The sequence below is a fragment of the Streptomyces sp. NPDC091282 genome, from assembly GCF_044757385.1.
Classification (GTDB): Bacteria; Actinomycetota; Actinomycetes; order Streptomycetales; family Streptomycetaceae; genus Streptomyces; species Streptomyces gramineus.
Window position 1 is genome coordinate 1,237,964 of sequence record NZ_JBIVUX010000001.1, and the last position, 21,957, is coordinate 1,259,920.

Here is a 21,957-nt window from a genome sequence, read left to right on the forward strand (position 1 = left end):
ACGTTTCATCCATTCCAGCCCCGCCGGACGGAGGGAACGCACACCATGCCGGACCCCGCCGTGCCACCCACGCCCGCCGTGCCGCTCGCCGCTCTCCTGGCCCGCGAGGACCTCGCCCTGCGCCGGATCGCCGGCCCGTCCGACCCGGCCCTGGTGATCCACGCGGCCCACACCTCGGAGATGTCCGACCCCTACCCGTACCTGCTGGGCGGCGAGCTGCTGCTGACGGCCGGGGTGCACATCCCCGCGGCGGCGGACTCCGGGGCGTACTTCGACGCGTACGTGTCCCGGATCGTGGCGGCCGGCGGCGCCGCCCTCGGCTTCGGTCTCGCCCCCGTCCACGACACGGTCCCGCCCGCCCTGGTCGCCGCCTGCGACCGCCACGGCCTCCCGCTGCTCGAGGTGCCGCCGCAGACCCCGTTCACCGCCGTGGCCCGCGCGGTCTGGCAGCTGCTGGCCCGGGCCCGCCTCGCCGAGCTGCGCCGGGTCAGCGAGGCCCAGCAGAGCCTCGCGGCCGCGGCGGCCCGTCCCGACCCGGTGCCGTCCGTGCTCCGGCAGCTGGCCCAGCGGCTGGGCGGCCGGGCCGCGCTGTACGGGCCCGAGGGCACCGGGATCGCGGCGGCGGGGCGGGAGCCGGACCCGGCGGTGCGCGACGCGCTGGCCGAGCTGACCGAGATCGTCCGGCCGTCGGGCCCCGGCACGCCCACCTCGGCGACCCACGCCACCGCGGACACCCACCTCGCGGCCTACGCCCTCGGCAGCGGCTTCGTCCTGGCGCTGGCCACCCCCGGCCGCGAACCGGGCGACCACACCATCGCCTCGGTGGCCGCGGTCCTCCTCACCCTCCTCACCGGCGAACAGCACAGCGGCTCGGGCGCGACCCGCACCGCGGCCCTGGTACGGCTGCTCCTGGGCGGCACGGCCGAGGAGGTCGCGCCGCTGCTGGGGGAATGCGGCGCATGGTTCGTCGTACACGCCTGTCCGAACGACCTGCGCGACCGCCCCGCCCCGGGGGCGCGGGGAACCGCGCGACCGGCCGCCGGCCCGCCGCACCCGCCCGACATCGTGGCCACCACCGCACTGGGCGCCGCGCTCGGCTCGCCCCTGATCGACCCCGCGGGGGACGTCGTCCAGCTCCTGGTCCCCGCCGACCGCGAACCCGCACCGCACCCCGGCTGGACCCTCGGCGTCAGTGCCCCCGTACCCGCGGAGCAGCTGCCGGCCGCCGCCGCGCAGGCCGCACGCGCCCTCGCCCGCGCCCGCGCGACCCGCGCCCCGCTGGTCCGCCACGGCACCCGCGCGGGCCTCGACGACCTGGTCCCCCGCGAGGACGCCGAGGCCCACGCCCGCGCCGTCCTCGGCCCCCTGGCGGAGCACCCCGCGCTCGCCGAGACCCTGCGCACCTGGCTCTCTCTGCACGGCAGCTGGGACCGTACGGCGGTCGCCCTGTCCGTGCACCGCAACACCGTGCGCCAGCGCATCGCCCGCTGCGCCCGCCTGCTCGGCGCCGAACTGGACGACCCCGACGTACGGATGGAGCTGTGGTTCGCGCTGCGGCAGCGGTGAGTGACGCACGTCCCAGCGGGCGATACGCAGGGGAATCGCACAGCGCCCTGCCCCACAATGGGAGCCATGCCGATACCCGGGACACCCAGCCGCGCCGAGCTCGTCGAGCACCTTGTGAAGACCCGTATCGCGGGCGATGTCGCCACGCCGCGCGAGAACAACCTGCTCCACTACCGCAAGCTGGCCAACGGCGAGCGCAACTGGTGGCTCGGACTGGAACTCGGCGACCGCTGGACCGACGAGCAGGACGTGCTGGCCGTGATGGCCGAGCGCGTCGGGGTCAACGACGACCCCGAGTACCGGTACGGCCAGGACACCATCGACCCGGAGCTGACCGTGGACGGCCTGGAGCGGCTGGCCGCGCGGCTGCGCAAGGCGGCCGAGGGGCGGCAGCGGGTGCTGTTCGCGACCGGGCACCCGGGCGGCCTGCTGGACGTGCACCGGGCGACGGCGGCCGCGCTGCGTGCCGCCGGCTGCGAGATCGTGGTCATCCCGGACGGGCTCCAGACGGACGAGGGATACGTCATGCAGTTCGCCGACGTCGCCGTCCTGGAGCACGGGGCGACGCTGTGGCACACCCACTCCGGTGAGCCGATGAAGGCGATCCTGGGCGGTCTGGAGCGCGCGGGCCGGCCGCGGCCCGACCTGGTCGTCGCCGACCACGGCTGGGCGGGGTACGCGGCGCAGGCGGGCCTGGACTCCGTCGGGTACGCCGACTGCAACGACCCGGCGCTGTTCCTCGCCGAGGCGGAGGGCACCCTCCAGGTGGCCGTGCCGCTCGACGACCACGTGGTCAGCCCGCGCCACTACGACCCGATGACCGCCTACCTGCTGTCGGAGGCGGGACTGGCGTAGCCGGGCACCAACGGGCGAGGTGCGGCCCCCCCCCGGATCCGGGAACCGCACCTCGTGGCCTGGCCTAGACCCTGAGTTCAGTGGACTGTTCGCGCTCGGACGGCTCAGAATCCGAGACCGCCGTATCCGAATCCGCCGTAGCCGAGGCCGCCGAAGCCGTAGCCGACGGTGGGGACGACCACGACCGGGACGACCGGGACGACGCCGATCCCGCCGTAGCCGTAGCCGTAGCCGCCGTAACCACCACGGCAGCCGTTGAAGCCGCCGAAGCGGGAGTTGCAGCCGAAGCCGCCGGTGACCACGTTCTGGTGAGTGGAGGCGGGGGCCGCCGAGGCGGTTCCCGCGGCGCCGATCGCCGCTCCACCGGCCAGCATCAGGCCGGCGGCGGACATCGCGGCGATGCGCCTCGCGCGCTGTACTCGCATGGGAAATACCTTTCTGCCGGACTCACGTCCGCTACGCGGCACGTCCGCTATGCGGCACATGCACTGTGCGGCATTTCACTCATAGAGCTTAATCCGCCACAAAGCGCGCGGCACGTCGGACGATCACCGGCCGTGATCCTCCGAGGTGGCGGGCCCCGGAGTGGGGTCCAGGTAGACCCGGCCGATCATGGGGAACGCGGCACGCAGCCGCTGTTCGGCCCGGTCGCAGGCCCGCTCGACCTCGGCCGCGGTGGAGACGTCCCGGAAGTCCACCTTGGCCGCGACCAGCGCCTCGTTCGGTCCCTGGACCAGGGTGGTCAGCTCCAGCACGGCCACGATGTGCTCGGACTCCAGCAGCTCGGCGCGGATCCGCTCGCGCACCGCCTTCGGCAGCGGCCGTCCGATCAGGAACTCGGCGTTCGAGCGGCCCAGCACCCAGGCCACGTACAGCAGGAGCACGCCGATGAGCAGGGAGGCGAGGCCGTCCCAGACACCGGAGCCGGTGAGCTGGCCGCCGAGCAGTCCGCCGGCGGCCAGCACCAGGCCGACCAGGGCCGCCGAGTCCTCCATGACCACGGCCTTCACTGCGGTGTCGGGGGTGCGCCGGAGATACCGCAGGAACGGCACCCGGAACCGGGCCGCCTCGCCGTACGCCTGCCTGAGCCCCGTGCGCAGCGAGAACCCCTCCAGCACGAAGGCGACCGCGAGCACCACGTAGGACACCAGCGGGTCGCCCGGCTCCTCGCCGGCGGCCAGGGTGTGGACGCCGTCGTAGAGGGAGAAGACCGCGCCGCCGACGAAGGTGGCGACGGCGGCCAGCATGGCCCAGATGTAGCGCTCGGGGCCGTAGCCGAACGGGTGCTCCTCGTCGGCGGGCTTCCCGCTGCGTCTGAGCGCGGTGAGCAGCAGCAGTTCGGTGACCGTGTCGGCGAACGAGTGCGCCGCCTCGGAGAGCATCGCGCTGGATCCGCTGATCACCCCGGCGACCGCCTTGGCGAGCGCGATCCCGAGGTTGGCGACGGCGGCGACGATCACCGTGCCGGTGCTCTCACCGCCGCTGTGTTCGGCTTCGGACATGCCCCCAGTTCTACCTGGGGACGCGGACCACACCCTCCTGGATCACGGAAATGGCCAGGGATCCGTCCTGGGTATAGATCCGGGCCTGGCCCAGCCCGCGGCCGCCGTGGGCGGACGGGGACTCCTGGTCGTACAGCAGCCACTCGTCGGCGCGGAACGGCCGGTGGAACCACATGGCGTGATCCAGCGAGGCGCCCACCACGTCGCCGACGGCCCAGCCGCCCCGGCCGTGCGCGAGCAGCACCGAGTCGAGCAGGGTCATGTCCGAGACGTACGTCGCGAGCACGACGTGCAGCAGGGGGTCGTCGTCGAGCTTGCCGTTGGTGCGGAACCAGACCTGGCTGTGCGGGTCGCGCGGCTCGCCGAACCTCCCGAACGGCGGCTCGTCGACGTACCGCAGGTCGATCGCCTCGCGGGCCTCCAGGAACTTCTCCACCACCGTGGCCGGCAGGTGGTCGTAGCCGCGCAGCCGCTCGGCCGAGGTGGGCAGGGTCGCCGGATCGGGCGCGGGCGGCATCGGCGTCTGGTGGTCGAGGCCGTCCTCGTACACCTGGAAGGACGCGGAGAGCGTGAAGATCGGCCTGCCGTGCTGGACGGCGACCGCGCGCCGGGTGGTGAAGGAGCGGCCGTCGCGGATCCGCTCGACGGTGTAGACGATGGGCGCTCCCGGGTCGCCGGCGCGCAGGAAGTACGCGTGCAGCGAGTGGGCGTGCCGGTCCGCCGGGACCGTGCGGCCGGCGGCGACCAGCGCCTGCGCCGCGACCTGTCCGCCGAACACCCGCGGGACCACGGCGGACCGGGACTGGCCCCGGAAGATGTTCTCCTCGATCTGCTCCAGGTCGAGCAGATCGAGGAGATCGTGCAGTGCCTCGTTCATGGCACCTTTTCTACTGGCAGGTAGTTGCGCGGGCCTTACAGGCCCATGTCCTTCGCGATGATCGTCTTCATGATCTCGCTGGTGCCGCCGTAGATACGGTTGACGCGGTTGTCCGCGTACAGGCGGGCGATCGGGTACTCGTTCATGAAGCCGTAGCCGCCGTGCAGCTGGAGGCAGCGGTCGATCACGCGGTGGGCGACCTCGGTGGTGAACAGCTTGGCGCTGGCGGCCTCGGCCGGGGTCAGCTCGCCGGCGTCGAGGGCCTCCGTGGCGCGGTCGACGACGGCCTCGGCCGCGTCCACCTCGGCCTGGCAGGCGGCCAGCTCGAACTTGGTGTTCTGGAAGGCGGCGACGGGCTGGCCGAAGACCACGCGCTCCTGCACGTACTGCTTGGCGAACCGGACCGCGGCCCTGGCCTGCGCGTAGGCGCCGAAGGCGATGCCCCAGCGCTCGGAGGCGAGGTTGTGGCCGAGGTAGTAGAAGCCCTTGTTCTCCTCGCCGAGGAGGTCCTCGACCGGGACCTTGACGTCGACGAACGCCAGCTCGGCGGTGTCGGAGGTCTTCAGGCCCAGCTTGTCGAGCTTGCGGCCGACCGAGTAGCCCTCGGCCTTGGTGTCCACCACGAACAGGGAGATGCCGTGGCGGCGGTCCTCCTTGGTGGGCGCGGAGGTGCGGGCGCAGACGATCATGCGGTCGGCGTGCACACCGCCGGTGATGAAGGTCTTGGCGCCGTTGAGGACGTAGTGGGTGCCGTCCTCGGAGAGCTTGGCGGTGGTCTTCATGCCCGCGAGGTCGGAGCCGGTGCCCGGCTCGGTCATCGCGATGGCCCACATCTCCTCGCCGGAGACGAACTTCGGCAGGTAGCGCTTCTTCTGCTCGTCGGTGGCCAGCAGCTTTATGTAGGGCAGGCCGAGCAGCACGTGCACGCCGGAGCCGCCGAAGGAGACGCCGGCACGGGCGGTCTCCTCGTACAGGACGGCCTCGAACTTGTAGGAGTCGATGCCGGCGCCGCCGTACTCCTCGTCCACGCGGATGCCGAAGACGCCCAGCTCGGCGAGCTTGTAGTAGAAGTCGCGGGGCGCCTGGCCGGCCGCGAACCACTCGTCGTAGACGGGGACGACCTCGGCCTCGATGAAGGCGCGGAGGGTCTCCCGGAACGCCTCGTGATCCTCGTTGAACAACGTACGGCGCACGGCCGCCACCTCCACCGGCTTCGAATGTCTAAGCGCTTGCTCAGACTCCAAGGTACCGGTGAGTACGTTCAGGCGTCCAGGGTGAGCTTGCCCACCCGCGCGGGCACGGACGGGCCCGGTCGCAGGTGTCAGTCGCCGGCCTTGCCGTAGCGGCGGAAGGCGGAGGTCTCCACCGTCCAGGGACCGAACGGCACCGGGTCCCCGTAGATGTACGACTCCTTGCGCGTGTAGCGGCCCTTGCACGGCTCGGAGTGCACCTCGATCGTGCCGGTGCGCGGGTCGACGATCAGGTACTGGGCGATCCCCATGGCCGGATAGTCGTCGAGCTTCTCGACGTATTCGTTGTTCGGGTTGGAGGGCGAGACGATCTCGACGGCCGCGAGCACCTGGGTCGCGTCGACGGCGATGCCCTCCTCGTCGAGGGATTCCTCGGGGATGACGACCGCGTCGGGAAGGCGCATGCGGCCGAGGGCGGGGTGTTCGATCTCGGGACCGCTCGCACAGATGTAGCCCGGGTGACTGGACGAAAGCTGTTCGTCCAGCTGTTTGCAGATACGGCGGATCGTGCCCTCGTGCCGCTTCGACGGGCACATCATCGCCAGTATCGGGCCGGACGGGCCGATCTCGATGCTCCAAGCCCCTTCGAGCCGCTCGGCGTAGGTGCCGAGCTCCTCGGCGATCGCGCGCATCTTCGCGTAGTCCATACCCATGGATTCAGCGTAGCGAGACGGTACGACACCGGCCCGCGTCCCGGCTCAGCCGCCGTCCGCCGCCGCCTCGAAGGCGCCCCGTGCCATGCGGTGCAGGAGGACCGCCGTCACCCCGCGGCCCGGCAGGGCGCCCGGGCGGCCCAGGTGCGGGGTCGAGTTCAGCAGGCCGAAGACCGAGTGGACCGCGGAGCGGGCCGCGGGCTCCAGGAGCGCCGGGTAGACCTCGCGCAGGACCTCCACCCACAGTTCGACGTACTGGCGCTGGAGCTGGCGCACCAGCTTGCGGTCGCTGTCGCGCAGGCGGTCCAGCTCCCGGTCGTGCAGGGTGATCAGCGGGCGGTCGTCGAGGGCGAAGTCGATGTGGCCCTCGATGAGGGAGTCGAGGACCGCGGCGGGATCGGTTCGGCCGCCGGCCTCCGCCAGCCGCCGCTTCGCGCCCGTCAGCAGCTGCCCGCTGATCCCCACCAGCAGCTCCGCGAGCATCGCGTCCTTGCCCGCGAAGTGCCGGTACAGACCGGGGCCGCTGATGCCGACCGCCGCGCCTATCTCGTCCACGCCGACACCGTGGAAGCCGCGTTCGGCGAACAGCCGGGCGGCCTCCTTGAGGATCTGCTCGCGCCGGGTCGGGGCATCGGTTCTGGTGACCATGAGGCAATTCTAGACAGGGAGGTTAGCGGTCGTTAACCTGAAGGCGAATGCGTTAACGCTCATTAACAAAGTGAGGGGATCGCGGGCATGGACCAGGCACCGGAGCTGACGAGCGCGGCAGACCCCGCCTCGGAGGCCTGGCGGGCCAACGAGGAGGCGCACCGCGTCCTCGTCGAGGAGCTGCACGGCAGGCTCGCCGTGGCCGCGCTGGGCGGCGGGGAGAAGGCGCGCACCCGGCACACCGCGCGCGGCAAGCTGCTGCCCAGGGACCGGGTGGACGCGCTGCTCGACCCCGGCTCGCCGTTCCTGGAGCTGGCCCCGCTGGCCGCCGAGGGGATGTACGAGGGGGCCGCGCCGGCGGCCGGCGTGATCGCCGGGATCGGGCGGGTCAGCGGACGCGAGTGCGTGATCGTCGCCAACGACGCCACGGTCAAGGGCGGCACGTACTACCCGATGACCGTCAAGAAGCACCTGCGCGCCCAGGAGGTGGCCCTCGACAACCGGCTGCCCTGCCTCTACCTGGTGGACTCCGGCGGCGCCTTCCTGCCGATGCAGGACGAGGTCTTCCCGGACCGCGACCACTTCGGCCGGATCTTCTACAACCAGGCCCGGATGTCGGGCGCCGGGATCCCGCAGATCGCGGCCGTCCTCGGCTCGTGCACCGCCGGCGGCGCCTACGTCCCGGCGATGAGCGACGAGGCCGTCATCGTCCGCAACCAGGGCACGATCTTCCTCGGCGGCCCGCCGCTGGTGAAGGCGGCCACCGGCGAGGTCGTCACGGCGGAGGAGCTGGGCGGCGGCGAGGTGCACTCCCGGGTCTCCGGCGTCACCGACCACCTCGCCGAGGACGACGCGCACGCGCTGCGGATCGTCCGGAACATCGTCGCCACCCTGCCCGCCCGGCGCGCCCTGCCCTGGGAGGTCACCCCGGCCGTCGAGCCGAAGGTCGACCCGCACGGCCTCTACGGCGCCGTCCCGGTCGACTCCCGCACCCCCTACGACGTCCGCGAGATCATCGCCCGGATCGTCGACGGCTCCCGGTTCGCCGAGTTCAAGAGCGAGTTCGGGCAGACGCTCGTCACCGGCTTCGCCCGCATCCACGGCCACCCGGTCGGCATCGTCGGCAACAACGGCATCCTCTTCTCCGAGTCCGCCCAGAAGGGCGCCCACTTCATCGAGCTGTGCGACCAGCGCGGCATCCCGCTGGTGTTCCTGCAGAACATCTCGGGCTTCATGGTCGGCAAGGACTACGAGGCGGGCGGCATCGCCAAGCACGGCGCCAAGATGGTCACGGCCGTCGCGTGCACGCGGGTGCCGAAGCTGACCGTGGTGGTCGGCGGCTCCTACGGCGCCGGGAACTACTCCATGTGCGGGCGGGCCTACTCCCCCCGCTTCCTGTGGATGTGGCCCAACGCCAAGATCTCCGTCATGGGCGGCGAACAGGCCGCGTCGGTGCTGGCGACCGTCAAGCGGGACCAGCTGGAGGCGCGCGGCGAGGACTGGGCGGCCGAGGACGAGGAGGCCTTCAAGGCACCCGTCCGCGCGCAGTACGAGCGCCAGGGCAGCGCCTACTACGCGACCGCCCGGCTCTGGGACGACGGGGTCATCGACCCCCTCGAAACCCGCCAGGTGCTGGGCCTCGCCCTGACGGCCTGTGGCAACGCGCCGCTGGGTGAGCCCCAGTTCGGCGTCTTCCGGATGTGAGGAGGGGACTCGTGTTCGACACCGTACTCGTGGCCAACCGGGGCGAGATCGCCGTCCGGGTCATCCGTACGCTGCGCTCGCTCGGCGTCCGCTCGGTGGCGGTGTACTCCGACGCCGACGCCGACGCCCGGCACGTCCGGGAGGCCGACACGGCAGTACGGCTCGGCCCGGCCCCGGCGAGCGAGAGCTACCTGTCCGTGGAGCGGCTGCTCACGGCGGCCGCCGTGAGCGGCGCCCAGGCGGTCCACCCCGGCTACGGCTTCCTGGCCGAGAACGCCGCGTTCGCGCGGGCCTGCGAGGAGGCGGGCCTGGTCTTCATCGGGCCGTCCGCCGACGCGATCGCGCTGATGGGCGACAAGATCCGCGCGAAGGAGACGGTGAGCGCGGCCGGAGTGCCGGTGGTCCCGGGCGGCCGCGACCCCGAACTCGCCGAGGCGGCACGCGCGCTGGGCGCGCCCGTCCTGCTCAAGCCCTCCGCGGGCGGCGGCGGCAAGGGCATGCGGCTGGTGCGGGACCTTTCCCTGCTCGACGAGGAGATCGCCGCCGCCCGCCGGGAGGCACGCGTCTCCTTCGGCGACGACACGCTCCTGGTCGAGCGGTGGGTCGACCGGCCCCGGCACATCGAGATCCAGGTACTGGCCGACGGCCACGGGAACGTGGTGCACCTGGGCGAGCGCGAGTGCTCGCTCCAGCGCCGGCACCAGAAGGTGATCGAGGAGGCGCCGTCGGTCCTGCTGGACGAGGGGACGCGGGCCGCGATGGGCGAGGCGGCCGTCCAGGCGGCGCGGTCCTGCGGGTACCGGGGCGCGGGGACGGTGGAGTTCATCGTGCCGGGCGGCGACCCCTCGTCGTACTACTTCATGGAGATGAACACCCGCCTCCAGGTGGAACACCCGGTGACCGAACTGGTCACCGGCGTCGACCTGGTGGAGTGGCAGCTGCGGGTGGCGGCCGGCGAGCGGCTCGGGTTCACGCAGCGGGACGTCCGGCTCACCGGGCACGCGGTGGAGGCCCGGATCTGCGCCGAGGACCCGGCGCGCGGCTTCCTGCCCACCGGCGGCACGGTGCTGCTGCTGCACGAACCCTCCGGGGACGGCGTCCGCACCGACTCGGGGCTCAGCGAGGGCACCGAGGTCGGCAGCCTCTACGACCCGATGCTGTCCAAGGTGATCGCGTACGGCCCGGACCGGGAGACCGCGCTGCGCAAGCTGCGCGGCGCCCTCGCCCGGACGGTCACCCTGGGCGTGCAGACCAACGCCGGGTTCCTGCGCCGGCTGCTCGGCCACCCGGCCGTGGTGGCGGGCGAGCTGGACACCGGCCTGGTCGAGCGGGTGGTGGACGACCTGGTCTCCACCGACGTACCGGAGGAGGTGTACGAGGCGGCGGCGGCCGTACGGCTGGAGGCGCTGCGGCCTTCCGGCGAGGGCTGGACTGATCCGTTCTCGGTGCCCAGCGGCTGGCGGCTCGGCGGCACCCCCCGGCCGGTCGCCTTCCACCTGCGGGCGCAGGACCCGGTGGAGTACGTCCCGCGGGGCACGCACGCGGTGGCTCCGGGCCGCGTGGCGGTCACCCTGGACGGCGTCCGCCACACCTTCCTGCACACCGCCGACTGGATCGGCCGGGACGGCGACGCCTGGCAGGTCCGCGACCACGACCCGGTCGCCGCGTCCCTGAACCGGGCCGCGCACGCCGGTGCCGACTCCCTCACCGCGCCCATGCCGGGCACGGTGACGGTGGTGAAGGTGTCGGTCGGCGACGAGGTGACGGCGGGGCAGAGCCTGCTGGTGGTGGAGGCGATGAAGATGGAGCACGTCATCTCCGCCCCGCACGCCGGCACGGTCGCCGAACTCGACGTGACACCGGGCGCCACGGTCGCCATGGACCAGGTGCTGGCGGTCATCAACCCGGTGGAGGAGGAGAAATGACGCTCCCCATGGTGGTACCGGCCACCGATCTGCCCGCCCGGGTCCGGATCCACGAGGTCGGCGCCCGCGACGGCCTGCAGAACGAGAAGTCGACGGTCCCGACCGAGGTCAAGGCCGAGTTCGTGCACCGGCTGGCCGACGCCGGCCTGACGACGATCGAGGCGACCAGCTTCGTCCACCCGAAGTGGGTACCGCAGCTCGCCGACGCGGAGGACCTCTTCCCGCGGCTCGCCGGTCTGCGGGAGGTCGCGCTCCCGGTCCTCGTGCCCAACCAGCGAGGCCTGGAGCGGGCGCTGGCGCTCGGCGCCCACCGGGTCGCCGTCTTCGCCAGCGCCACCGAGTCCTTCGCCAAGGCCAACCTCAACCGCACGGTGGACGAGTCGCTGGCCGTCTTCGACCCGGTCGTCCGGCAGGCCAAGGACACCGGCGCCCATGTCCGCGGGTACGTCTCGATGTGCTTCGGCGACCCGTGGGAGGGCGCCGTCCCGCTGCACCAGGTGGTGCGGGTCTGCACGGCGCTGCGCGACATGGGCTGCGACGAGCTGAGCCTCGGCGACACGATCGGCGTGGCCACCCCCGGCCACGTCCTCGAACTGCTCTCCCTGCTCAACGAGGAGGGCGTGCCGACGAACGTCATCGGCGTGCACTTCCACGACACCTACGGCCAGGCGCTCGCGAACACCTACGCGGCCCTGGAACACGGCGTGACGACGGTCGACGCGTCCGCCGGCGGGCTCGGCGGCTGCCCGTACGCCAAGTCCGCCACCGGCAACCTCGCCACCGAGGACCTGGTCTGGATGCTCCAGGGCCTCGGCATCGAGACCGGAGTCGACCTCGCCAAACTCACCGCCACCAGCGTGTGGATGGCCGAACGACTGGGCCGACCCAGCCCGTCCCGCACCGTCCGCGCCCTCTCCCACCAGGAGTGACGACCATGGACCACCGCCTCTCCCCCGAACTGGACGAACTGCGCCGCACGGTGGCGGAGTTCGCCCGCGACGTCGTGGCGCCGAAGATCGGCGACTTCTACGAGCGGCACGAGTTCCCGTACGAGATCGTCCGCGAGATGGGCCGCATGGGCCTGTTCGGGCTGCCGTTCCCCGAGGAGTACGGCGGCATGGGCGGCGACTACCTGGCCCTCGGCATCGCCCTGGAGGAACTGGCCCGCGTCGACTCCTCGGTGGCGATCACCCTCGAAGCGGGCGTCTCGCTCGGCGCCATGCCGATCCACCTCTTCGGCACCGACGAGCAGAAGCGCGAGTGGCTGCCCCGCCTCTGCGCGGGCGAGATCCTCGGCGCCTTCGGCCTGACCGAGCCCGACGGCGGCAGCGACGCGGGCGCCACCCGTACGACGGCCCGGCTGGACGAGGCCACCGGCGAGTGGGTGATCAACGGCACCAAGTGCTTCATCACCAACTCCGGCACCGACGTCACGGGGCTGGTCACCGTCACCGCGGTCACCGGCCGCAAGCCCGACGGCAAGCCGCTGATCTCCTCGATCATCGTCCCGTCGGGCACGCCCGGCTTCACGGTCGCCGCGCCCTACTCCAAGGTCGGCTGGAACGCCTCCGACACCCGCGAGCTGTCCTTCGCCGACGTCCGGGTGCCCGCCGCCAACCTGCTGGGCGAGGAGGGCCGGGGCTACGCCCAGTTCCTGCGCATCCTCGACGAGGGCCGGATCGCCATCGCGGCCCTCGCCACCGGGCTGGCCCAGGGCTGCGTCGACGAGTCGGTGAAGTACGCGAAGGAACGCCACGCCTTCGGCCGCCCGATCGGCGCCAACCAGGCCATCCAGTTCAAGATCGCCGACATGGAGATGAAGGCCCACACGGCCCGTCTGGCCTGGCGCGACGCGGCCTCCCGGCTGGTGGCCGGGGAGCCCTTCAAGAAGGAGGCGGCCCTCGCCAAGCTCTACTCCTCCACCGTCGCCGTGGACAACGCCCGCGACGCGACCCAGGTGCACGGCGGCTACGGCTTCATGAACGAGTACCCGGTGGCCCGCATGTGGCGCGACTCCAAGATCCTGGAGATCGGCGAGGGCACGAGCGAGGTGCAGCGGATGCTGATCGCGCGGGAGCTGGGCCTGGTCGGCTGACCCGCCCCGCGGCCTGCCCTACGGCACGCAGGCGCCCGTCCCGGTGACCGGGGCGGGCGCCTTCGCGTGCGGCGGCGCGGACGCACCGGCAGGGCCCGCAGACCGGCTGATTCCGCCCGCGCCCTATGACGTCTCTCACAGATCGTCGGCATTTCGCCGTCGTGCTTAGTAGACACGGCACGGTAGACATTTAGGCATTTGTCCGTCTTGGGGTGAATGTCGATCCGGGCGCGCGCGGCGGGATCCGGCCCGGCCCGCGGGCACGCCCGATCGCCTGCCCCGCTTGGCTTCTGACGTCAGGTCAGCCCCTGGGGGCACGCCCGTCCGCGGCCCGTCGCCCCGTGGACCGCTCCGGAGCGGCGCGGGGGCCTACGAAGCGGCGTAGTAAAGGGACCCCTTTGCGACCCTTTGCGCTCTCTGTGCGGCGGTTCTAAGAATGTCGACCCACAAGGACGTCGCCGCAGCTCGGAACCGGTGTTCTCGCACAGCCGACAACGCACCGGGCGCTCGGCGTCACCGAGTGAGTAGGAGCCCCCCACATGAAGTCGTCCCGAATGTCCGCGAGACTCCTCACCCTCGCTGTCGGCCTGGGCCTGGCCTCCACCGCGCTGGGCGCGGTGGTGCCGGCGAGCGCCGAACCGTCCGCCGCCCCCGCGGGCGACCCGTCCGCGGCCGGCACCACCACCGCCCGGTACGACGGGTCGGCCGAGGAGTCCGCAGGCAACAAGGCGTTCTTCGCGGCCGTGCTCAAGTCGGTCGCCGCGAAGGGCGCCACCCAGTCCGGCTCACAGGCGGTGACCGTCACCTACGACGACTCCCACGCGCCGAGCTTCCGTTCCCAGATAGCGAGCGCGGCCTCGATCTGGAACGGCGCCGAGACCAACGTCAAGCTGAAGGAGGCGTCGAGCGGCGCCGACTTCTCCTACTACGAGGGCAACGACCAGCGCGGCTCGCACGCCTCCACCAACGGGCACGGAAGCGGCTACATCTTCATCGACTACACGCAGGCCAGGCAGAACGACTCGATCCGCGTCGTCACCCACGAGACCGGGCACGTGCTGGGCCTGCCGGACGACTACAGCGGCCCGTGCAGCGAGCTGATGTCGGGCGGCGGCCCCGGCCCGTCCTGCAAGAACCGCCAGCCGGACGCCGCCGAGCGCTCGCGCGTCGACCAGCTGTGGGCCGACGGCGGGACACAGGCCCCGGACACGGCACAGCAGCCGGGCACGACCCAGCCGGGCACCACACAGCCGGGTTCGACCCAGCCGGGCGCCACGCAGCCGGGAGCCGCCCAGCCGGGCATGCCCCAGCCGGGCATGCCTCAGCCGGGCATGCCTCAGCCGGGAGCCGGCGGGCCGAACGCCGTGCCGCCGATGCAGCCCGTGATGCCGGCGCAGCCCGCCATGCCGGGCCGGCCCGCGATGCCGGGCCAGGGCACCTGGGGCACGCTTCCCGGCACACCCTGGGGCTGAGCCGCACCCCCCGGCGGGGATCCGCGCTCCGGCGGACCGCCGGGGCCGCGACCGGCCACGAGACCGAGGACGGCGCACCGGCAGCGGAGCCGGTGCCCGCTCCGGCCGTACGCCACCGCACCGGGACGGCACACAGTCTGGCGCACCGTCAACGGAGGTAAAAACAAGAAGAGTTGGGTGCCGTGCGAGGACCTCGCACGGGAGGTGCGGGGGCCGCCCCTGGACAGCCTCTGAGGTTAGGCTAACCTAATCAACGACTTGTCCGGCGGTGATCCCGCACGTCCGAAAGCAGCCACACCTATGTCCAACGTCAGAGCAGCCCACCTCACTCGCCGCGGCATCCTCGCCGCCGGTGGCGCCCTCGGCCTCGGTGCCGCGCTCGCCGCCTGCGGGGACGACGACGCGAAAAGCGCGGGTTCCTCCGACAAGGGGACGACGGCCGCCAAGTCCGGTCCCTGGAGCTTCAAGGACGACCGCGGGACCACCGTGAAGCTGGACAAGGCCCCGGCGGACATCGTGGCCTTCGTCGGCGTCGCCGCCGCGCTGTACGACTACGGCGTCGACGTCAAGGGCGTGTTCGGCCCGACGAAGACCAAGGACGGCAAGGCCGACGTCCAGGCCGGCGACATGGACGTCAGCAAGCTGACCGTCCTCGGCAACACCTGGGGCGAGTTCAACGTCGAGAAGTACGCCGCCCTCGCGCCGCAGGTCCTCATCACCACGATGTTCGACGGCGCGGGCACCCTCTGGTACGTCCCGGACGAGTCCAAGGACAAGATCGCCAAGCTCGCTCCGAGCATCGGCATCTCGGCCTACGACCGCCAGCTGACCGTCCCGCTCCAGCGCGTCTGGGCGCTGGCCGAGTCGCTCGGCGCGGACATGACGGCGAGCAAGGTCACGGACGCCAAGAAGCGCTTCGAGGCGGCCTCCTCGCGACTGCGCGCGGCCGCCAAGGCGCACCCCGACATCAAGGTGCTGGCGGGCTCGGCCGCCCAGGACCTGTTCTACGTCTCCGGCACCAACCTCTCGGTGGACCTGGAGTACTTCAAGGCCCTCGGCGTGAACTTCGTCGAGCCCTCGGCGTCCGTGCTCAAGAAGAGCGGCGGCTGGTACGAGGACCTGAGCTGGGAGAACGTCGACAAGTACGCGGCCGACGTGATCATGATGGACGACCGCTCGGCGACCATCCAGCCGGCCGACATCACCGAGGCCACCTGGAAGAAGCTCCCCGCGGTCAAGGCCGGCCAGGTCATCGCCCGCTCGCCCGAGCCGATCTTCTCCTACGACAAGTGCGTCGCGATGGTGGAGAACCTCGCCAAGGCGCTGGAGACGGCGAAGAAGGTCAGCTGACCAGGTCCGGCCCGCACCACCCGACAACTTCCTGAGTCCCAGGAGCTCATATGACGACGGCCGTAGCCGCCCCGTTCCGTTTCTTCTCCCTCCAGGTCGTGCGGACGAGGCGGCTCGGTCCGTCTCTGGTCCGGGTCACCTTCGGCGGCGCCGACCTGGCGCACTTCCGCTCCGAGGGGCGCGACCAGTCCCTCTCCCTGTTCATCCCGGCCGAGGGGCGCACCGAGCCCGCCGTCCCCGTCGAACTGGGCGAGGGCTGGTTCCAGGGCTGGCGCGAACTCCCCGACGACGTACGGGCCGTGATGCGCTCGTACACGCTCCGGGAGTTGCGCCGCGACCCGGACGAGATCGACATCGACTTCGTGCTGCACGGCATCGAGCCGGGGGCGGCCACCCCCGCCGGACCCGCCTCCCGGTGGGCCTCGCGGGCCGCCGCGGGCGACCGGGTGATCCTGATCGGCCCCGCGGTCGCCGACAACCGGGCCATCCGCTTCCGGCCGCCCGCCGACACCGACCTGGTGCTGATCTGGGGCGACGACACCGCCGTCCCCGCGGCGACCGCCATCCTCGAATCCCTGCCCGCTGGCACCCGTGTCCGCGCCTGGCTGGAGGTCCCGCGGGCCGGGGACGTCCAGGAGGTGGTGACGGCGGCCGACGCCGAGATCGACTGGCTGGTGGGCGGCACCGCCGAGGCCGCGATCCGGGGCGCCGCGCTGCCCGCCGCGGACCACCCGTACGTCTGGATCGCCGGCGAGTCAGGGCGGGTGAAGGAGCTGCGCCGGCACTTCGTCGGGGAGCGCGGGGTGGACCGGCGCCGGGTCACCTTCGTCGGCTACTGGCGGCAGGGCCTGACGGAGGAACAACTCCGGGAAGCCGGCGAGTAGTACGAGGCCGACGTGACGGCTGTCACGGGAGGGGCAGCGTTTCCGCCGCGTTACTTAGGTTAGGCTAACCTAAGTGGAGCCGATCGCTCCCCTCCCCCGCACGGATCGTCCCCGGAGGACCCCCACATGCGCTCGCACCTGCTCAATGACCTGACCGCGGAGCACTACCGCCGCTCCGTGACCGAAGGAGTAGAGCGGGTGGCGGCCAAACTCGCCACCACCGAACGGCCGTTCACCGGCGTCACCGCCGACGCCCTCGCCCCGGTCATCGACCGCATCGACCTCGACCGGCCGCTGCACGACACCACCGCGGTCCTGGACGAGCTGGAGGACGTCTACCTCCGGGACGCCGTCTACTTCCACCACCCGCGCTACCTCGCCCACCTCAACTGCCCGGTGGTCATCCCCGCGGTGGTCGGCGAAGCGGTGCTCTCCGCCGTCAACTCCTCCCTGGACACCTGGGACCAGTCGGCAGGCGGCACCCTCATCGAGCGGAAACTGGTCGACTGGACGACCGCCCGCATCGGTCTCGGCGAGGCCGCCGACGGCGTGTTCACCTCGGGCGGCACCCAGTCCAACCTCCAGGCGCTGCTGCTGGCCCGCGAGGAGAGCAAGACCGACTCCGCGGCGAAACTGCGGATCTTCGCCTCCGAGGCCAGCCACTTCAGCGTGCAGAAGTCGGCGAAACTGCTCGGCCTCGGCCAGGACGCGGTGGTCTGCGTACCGGTCGGCCAGGACCGGCGGATGCAGACCGTCGCCCTCGCCCGCGAACTGGAACGCTGCGTGAGCGACGGCCTGGTGCCGATGGCGGTCGTCGCCACCGCCGGCACCACCGACTTCGGCTCCATCGACCCGCTGCCCGAGATCGCCGAACTGTGCGAGCAGTACGGCACCTGGATGCACGTCGACGCGGCCTACGGCTGCGGCCTGCTCACCTCCCTGAAGCACCGGGACCGGATCGCCGGCATCGAACGCGCCGACTCGGTCACCGTCGACTACCACAAGTCCTTCTTCCAGCCGGTGAGTTCGTCCGCCCTGCTGGTCCGGGACGCCGCGACCCTGCGCCACGCCACCTACCACGCGGAGTACCTCAACCCGCGCCGGACGATCGCCGAGCGCATACCCAACCAGGTCGACAAGTCCCTCCAGACCACCCGCCGGTTCGACGCCCTCAAGCTGTGGATGACGCTGCGCACCATGGGCGCCGACGGCATCGGGCAGCTCTTCGACGAGGTCTGCGACCTGGCCGCGGAGGGCTGGCGGCTGCTCGCCGCCGACCCCCGCTTCGACGTCGTCGTCGAGCCGTCCCTGTCGACCCTCGTCTTCCGGTACATCCCGGCGGCCGTCACCGACCCCGCCGAGATCGACCGCGCCAACCTGTACGCCCGCAAGGCGCTGTTCGCCTCCGGCGACGCGGTGGTCGCGGGCACCAAGGTCGGCGCCCGCCACTACCTCAAGTTCACCCTGCTCAACCCCGAGACCACGACGGCCGACATCGCCGCCGTCCTCGCTCTGATCGCCGGCCACGCCGAGCAGTACCTGGGAGAGTCCCTTGACCGCGCGTCCTGACAACCCGTCCGCCGTCCTCGACTTCGTCGGCATCGGACTGGGGCCCTTCAACCTCGGCCTCGCCTGCCTGACCGAGCCGATCGCCGCACTGGACGGCGTCTTCCTGGAGTCGAAGCCCGACTTCGAGTGGCACGCCGGCATGTTCCTGGAGGGCGCCCACCTCCAGACCCCGTTCATGTCGGACCTGGTCACCCTGGCCGACCCCACCTCGCCGTACTCCTTCCTCAACTACCTGAAGGAGAAGGGCCGGCTGTACTCGTTCTACATCCGCGAGAACTTCTATCCGCTGCGCGTGGAGTACGACGACTACTGCCGCTGGGCCGCGAACAGACTGACCAACGTCCGCTTCGGCACCACGGTGACCGAGGTCCGGTACGAGGACGAGCTGTACGTCGTCGGCACCGCCGCCGGTGACACCTACCGCGCCCGCCGCCTGGTCCTGGGCACCGGCACCCCGCCGTACGTCCCCGAGGCCTGCCGGGGCCTGGGCGGGGACTTCATCCACAACTCGCGCTACCTGCGGCACAAGCAGGAGCTCCAGTCCAAGGAGTCGATCACGCTGGTCGGCAGCGGCCAGTCCGCCGCCGAGATCTACCACGACCTGCTCAGCGAGATCGACGTGCACGGCTACCGCCTGAACTGGGTGACCCGTTCGCCGCGCTTCTTCCCGCTCGAATACACCAAGCTCACGCTGGAGATGACCAGCCCCGAGTACGTCGACTACTACCACGCCCTGCCCGAGGAGACCCGCTACCGGCTCACCGCCGAGCAGAAGGGCCTGTTCAAGGGGATCGACGGCGACCTGATCAACGAGATCTTCGACCTGCTCTACCAGAAGAACCTCGGCGGCCCGGTCCCCACCCGCCTGCTCACCAACTCCAGCCTGAACACGGTCTCCTACGACAACGGCACGTACACCCTCGGCCTCCGCCAGGAGGAACAGGGCAAGGACTACGAGCTGGACACCCAGGGCCTGGTCCTGGCCACCGGCTACCGGTACGCCGAGCCCGAGTTCCTCGCACCGGTCCGCGACCGGCTGCGCTACGACGCGCACGGCAACTTCGACGTGGCCCGCAACTACGCGATCGACGTCACCGGCCGGGGCGTGTTCCTGCAGAACGCCGGCGTCCACACCCACAGCATCACCAGCCCCGACCTGGGCATGGGCCCCTACCGGAACGCGTACATCATCCGCGAGCTGCTCGGCTCGGAGTACTACCCGGTGGAGAAGACGATCGCGTTCCAGGAGTTCGCCGTATGACCACGATGACCACGACGTTCACCTTCCGGCCGCTGGACCCGCTCCGGGACGGCGAGCTGCTGCACTCCTGGGTCACCCATCCCAAGGCGGCCTACTGGATGATGCAGGACGCCCGGCGCGAGGAGGTCGAGCGCGCCTACATGGAGATCGCCGCCGACGAACACCACCACGCGCTCCTCGGCCTCGGCGAGGACGGCGGGCCCGCCTTCCTCATGGAGTACTACGACCCCGCCCACCGTGAGCTGGTCGGGCTGTACGAGCCCGAGCCGGGCGACGTCGGGATGCACTTCCTGACCCCGGCCACCGACACGCCGGTGCACGGCTTCACCCGGGCCGTCATCACGGCCGTGGTGGCGCGTCTCTTCGAGGACCCGGCGACCCGCCGGATCGTCGTCGAACCGGACGTGGAGAACACGGCCGTGCACGCACTGAACGAGGCCGTCGGGTTCGTGCCCGTGGGCGAGATCCAGAAGCCGGAGAAGATGGCGTTGCTGAGCTTCTGCACCCGGGAGCGGTTCGAGCGGGCGGTGGCCGCATGACCCTCGCCGACGCCGTGGCCCACCTCTCCCCCGAACGCTGGGAGAAGGCCAACCGGCTCCTGATACGCAAGGCGCTCGCCGAGTTCGCGCACGAACGCCTGATCACCCCGGAGCCCGACGGGGAGTCGTACGTCGTGCGCAGCGACGACGGGCTCACCCGCTACCGCTTCACCGCCGTCCGCCGGGCCCTGGACCACTGGCAGGTGGACGCCGATTCCGTCAGCCGGGTCCGCGACGGCGCCGAACTCCCGCTCGCCGCGCTCGACTTCTTCATCGACCTGAAGGACTCGCTGGGCCTGAGCGACGAGATCCTGCCGGTCTACCTGGAGGAGATCTCCTCCACGCTCTCCGGCACCTGCTACAAGCTGGCCAAGCCGCAGGTCCCGGTCGCCGAGCTGGTACGGGAAGGGTTCCAGGCGATCGAGACCGGGATGACCGAGGGCCATCCGTGCTTCGTCGCCAACAACGGCCGGCTCGGCTTCGGCGTGCACGAGTACCTGTCGTACGCCCCCGAGACCGCGAGCCCGGTCCGGCTGGTCTGGCTGGCGGCGCACACCTCGCGGGCCGCGTTCACGGCGGGCGTGGGCATCGAGTACGAGTCCTTCGTGCGCGAGGAGCTGGGCGAGAAGACCGTCGAGCGCTTCCACGGGGTGCTGCGCGACCGGGGCCTGGACCCGGCCGACTACCTCTTCATCCCGGTCCACCCCTGGCAGTGGTGGAACAAGCTGGCGGTCACCTTCGCGGCCGAGGTGGCCCGCGAGCACCTGGTGTGCCTGGGCGAGGGCGACGACGAGTACCTGGCCCAGCAGTCCATCCGCACCTTCTTCAACACCAGCCATCCGGAGAAGCACTACGTCAAGACCGCCCTGTCGGTCCTCAACATGGGCTTCATGCGCGGTCTTTCGGCCGCCTACATGGAGGCCACCCCGGCGATCAACGACTGGCTGGCGCAGCTCGTCGACTCCGACCCGGTGCTCAGGTCCACCGGCCTGTCGATCATCCGGGAGCGGGCGGCCGTGGGCTACCGGCACCTGGAGTACGAGCGGGCCACCGACCGCTACTCGCCGTACCGGAAGATGCTGGCCGCGCTCTGGCGGGAGAGCCCGGTGCCGTCCCTCGGGGAGGGCGAGACGCTGGCGACGATGGCCTCCCTGGTCCACGTGGACCACGAGGGCGCCTCGTTCGCCGCCGCGCTGATCGAGCGGAGCGGGCTGGCGCCGAGGGACTGGCTGCGGGCCTACCTGAAGGCCTACTTCACCCCGCTCCTGCACAGCTTCTACGCCTACGACCTGGTGTTCATGCCGCACGGCGAGAACGTCATCCTGGTCCTGAAGGACGGCGTGGTGCAGCGCGCGGTGTACAAGGACATCGCCGAGGAGATCGCGGTGATGGACCCGGACGCGGTGCTGCCGCCCGCGGTCGAGCGGCTGCGCGTCGAGGTCCCCGAGGACAAGAAGCTGCTGTCGATCTTCACGGACGTCTTCGACTGCTTCTTCCGGTTCCTCGCCGCGAACCTCGCGGCCGAAGGGGTCCTGACGGAGGACGACTTCTGGCGGACGGTCGCCGAGGTCACCCGTGAGTACCAGGAGTCGGCTCCCGGACTCGCCGACCGGTTCGCGCAGTACGACATGTTCGCACCCGAGTTCGCGCTGTCCTGCCTGAACCGGCTCCAGCTGCGGAACAACCGGCAGATGGTGGACCTGGCGGACCCGTCGGGCGCCCTCCAGCTGGTCGGAACCCTGAAAAATCCCGTCACGGGGTTCTGACCGGGGCCGGCGGCTCCCCCGAGTACGGTCCTCGGAGGAGC

18 protein-coding genes and 2 pseudogenes are annotated in these 21,957 nt (G+C 71.6%); 13 read left to right on the plus strand and 7 right to left on the minus strand.

From position 1 onward, the window contains the following. The first annotated feature begins 45 nt into the window (after window positions 1–45). Both ACIQOE_RS05600 and ACIQOE_RS05605 read left to right on the plus strand, forming a co-directional pair. The gene (locus ACIQOE_RS05600; protein ID WP_401409784.1) at window positions 46–1,566 is read left to right on the plus strand and encodes a helix-turn-helix domain-containing protein; all 1,521 of its coding nucleotides are present in this window, start codon (window positions 46–48) and stop codon (window positions 1,564–1,566) included. A 66-nt stretch (window positions 1,567–1,632) separates the two neighbouring features. After that, window positions 1,633–2,421: a phosphatase gene (locus ACIQOE_RS05605; protein ID WP_351323095.1), complete on the plus strand. Its 789-nt coding sequence runs from the start codon at window positions 1,633–1,635 to the stop codon at window positions 2,419–2,421. A gap of 104 nt (window positions 2,422–2,525) precedes the next feature. Here ACIQOE_RS05605 and ACIQOE_RS05610 read toward each other — a convergent pair whose 3' ends face one another. The 6 genes from ACIQOE_RS05610 to ACIQOE_RS05635 form a co-directional block, all read right to left on the minus strand. Then, complete coding sequence (locus ACIQOE_RS05610; RefSeq protein ID WP_351323094.1) at window positions 2,526–2,846, minus strand: hypothetical protein; 321 nt, start codon at window positions 2,844–2,846, stop codon at window positions 2,526–2,528. 123 nt (window positions 2,847–2,969) lie between these two features. Continuing rightward, window positions 2,970–3,923 carry a cation diffusion facilitator family transporter gene (locus tag ACIQOE_RS05615; RefSeq protein WP_351323093.1) on the minus strand — a complete coding sequence of 318 codons (954 nt, stop codon included), beginning with the start codon at window positions 3,921–3,923 and terminating at the stop codon, window positions 2,970–2,972. 10 nt (window positions 3,924–3,933) lie between these two features. Then, on the minus strand, window positions 3,934–4,800 hold the full coding sequence (locus tag ACIQOE_RS05620) for an acyl-CoA thioesterase II (RefSeq protein WP_362168437.1): 867 nt from the start codon (window positions 4,798–4,800) through the stop codon (window positions 3,934–3,936). Between the two features lie 35 nt (window positions 4,801–4,835). Continuing rightward, on the minus strand, window positions 4,836–5,993 hold the full coding sequence (locus tag ACIQOE_RS05625) for an acyl-CoA dehydrogenase family protein (protein WP_351323091.1): 1,158 nt from the start codon (window positions 5,991–5,993) through the stop codon (window positions 4,836–4,838). Between the two features lie 128 nt (window positions 5,994–6,121). Continuing rightward, on the minus strand, window positions 6,122–6,697 hold the full coding sequence (locus ACIQOE_RS05630; protein ID WP_401410119.1) for a Uma2 family endonuclease: 576 nt from the start codon (window positions 6,695–6,697) through the stop codon (window positions 6,122–6,124). Window positions 6,698–6,748: 51 nt separating this feature from the next. Continuing rightward, the gene (locus ACIQOE_RS05635; protein WP_351323090.1) at window positions 6,749–7,351 is read right to left on the minus strand and encodes a TetR/AcrR family transcriptional regulator; all 603 of its coding nucleotides are present in this window, start codon (window positions 7,349–7,351) and stop codon (window positions 6,749–6,751) included. 87 nt (window positions 7,352–7,438) lie between these two features. On the opposite strand from ACIQOE_RS05635, the gene ACIQOE_RS05640 reads away from it, so the two are divergent. The 5 genes and pseudogenes from ACIQOE_RS05640 to snpA form a co-directional block, all read left to right on the plus strand. Further along, window positions 7,439–9,055, plus strand: coding sequence for a carboxyl transferase domain-containing protein (locus ACIQOE_RS05640; protein WP_351323089.1), 1,617 nt, complete (start codon window positions 7,439–7,441; stop codon window positions 9,053–9,055). A gap of 11 nt (window positions 9,056–9,066) precedes the next feature. After that, complete coding sequence (locus ACIQOE_RS05645) at window positions 9,067–10,980, plus strand: acetyl/propionyl/methylcrotonyl-CoA carboxylase subunit alpha (protein ID WP_401409788.1); 1,914 nt, start codon at window positions 9,067–9,069, stop codon at window positions 10,978–10,980. Further along, window positions 10,977–11,909: a hydroxymethylglutaryl-CoA lyase gene (locus ACIQOE_RS05650; protein WP_351323087.1), complete on the plus strand. Its 933-nt coding sequence runs from the start codon at window positions 10,977–10,979 to the stop codon at window positions 11,907–11,909. Before ACIQOE_RS05645 ends, ACIQOE_RS05650 begins: the two co-directional genes overlap by 4 nt. 5 nt (window positions 11,910–11,914) lie before the next feature. Then, window positions 11,915–13,075: an acyl-CoA dehydrogenase family protein gene (locus tag ACIQOE_RS05655; RefSeq protein WP_351323086.1), complete on the plus strand. Its 1,161-nt coding sequence runs from the start codon at window positions 11,915–11,917 to the stop codon at window positions 13,073–13,075. Window positions 13,076–13,629: 554 nt separating this feature from the next. After that, window positions 13,630–14,262: pseudogene (snpA, locus tag ACIQOE_RS05660) on the plus strand (snapalysin); the annotation flags it as partial. A 99-nt stretch (window positions 14,263–14,361) separates the two neighbouring features. On the opposite strand, the pseudogene ACIQOE_RS05665 reads toward snpA, so the two are convergent. Further along, window positions 14,362–14,679 (minus strand): annotated as a pseudogene (locus ACIQOE_RS05665) (hypothetical protein); the annotation flags it as partial. Between the two features lie 168 nt (window positions 14,680–14,847). On the opposite strand from ACIQOE_RS05665, the gene ACIQOE_RS05670 reads away from it, so the two are divergent. The 6 genes from ACIQOE_RS05670 to ACIQOE_RS05695 all read left to right on the plus strand — a co-directional run bounded on the left by ACIQOE_RS05670 (window position 14,848) and on the right by ACIQOE_RS05695 (window position 21,916). After that, the gene (locus ACIQOE_RS05670) at window positions 14,848–15,897 is read left to right on the plus strand and encodes an ABC transporter substrate-binding protein (RefSeq protein ID WP_351323085.1); all 1,050 of its coding nucleotides are present in this window, start codon (window positions 14,848–14,850) and stop codon (window positions 15,895–15,897) included. 50 nt (window positions 15,898–15,947) lie between these two features. Next, window positions 15,948–16,781, plus strand: coding sequence for a siderophore-interacting protein (locus tag ACIQOE_RS05675; protein ID WP_399008054.1), 834 nt, complete (start codon window positions 15,948–15,950; stop codon window positions 16,779–16,781). A 126-nt stretch (window positions 16,782–16,907) separates the two neighbouring features. Continuing rightward, on the plus strand, window positions 16,908–18,350 hold the full coding sequence (desA, locus tag ACIQOE_RS05680; RefSeq protein ID WP_365563676.1) for a lysine decarboxylase DesA: 1,443 nt from the start codon (window positions 16,908–16,910) through the stop codon (window positions 18,348–18,350). Further along, window positions 18,334–19,611, plus strand: coding sequence for a lysine N(6)-hydroxylase/L-ornithine N(5)-oxygenase family protein (locus ACIQOE_RS05685; RefSeq protein ID WP_365563673.1), 1,278 nt, complete (start codon window positions 18,334–18,336; stop codon window positions 19,609–19,611). Before desA ends, ACIQOE_RS05685 begins: the two co-directional genes overlap by 17 nt. Then, on the plus strand, window positions 19,608–20,150 hold the full coding sequence (locus ACIQOE_RS05690) for a GNAT family N-acetyltransferase (RefSeq protein WP_399008053.1): 543 nt from the start codon (window positions 19,608–19,610) through the stop codon (window positions 20,148–20,150). Before ACIQOE_RS05685 ends, ACIQOE_RS05690 begins: the two co-directional genes overlap by 4 nt. Further along, complete coding sequence (locus ACIQOE_RS05695) at window positions 20,147–21,916, plus strand: IucA/IucC family protein (protein ID WP_401409792.1); 1,770 nt, start codon at window positions 20,147–20,149, stop codon at window positions 21,914–21,916. Before ACIQOE_RS05690 ends, ACIQOE_RS05695 begins: the two co-directional genes overlap by 4 nt. Window positions 21,917–21,957: the final 41 nt, after the last annotated feature.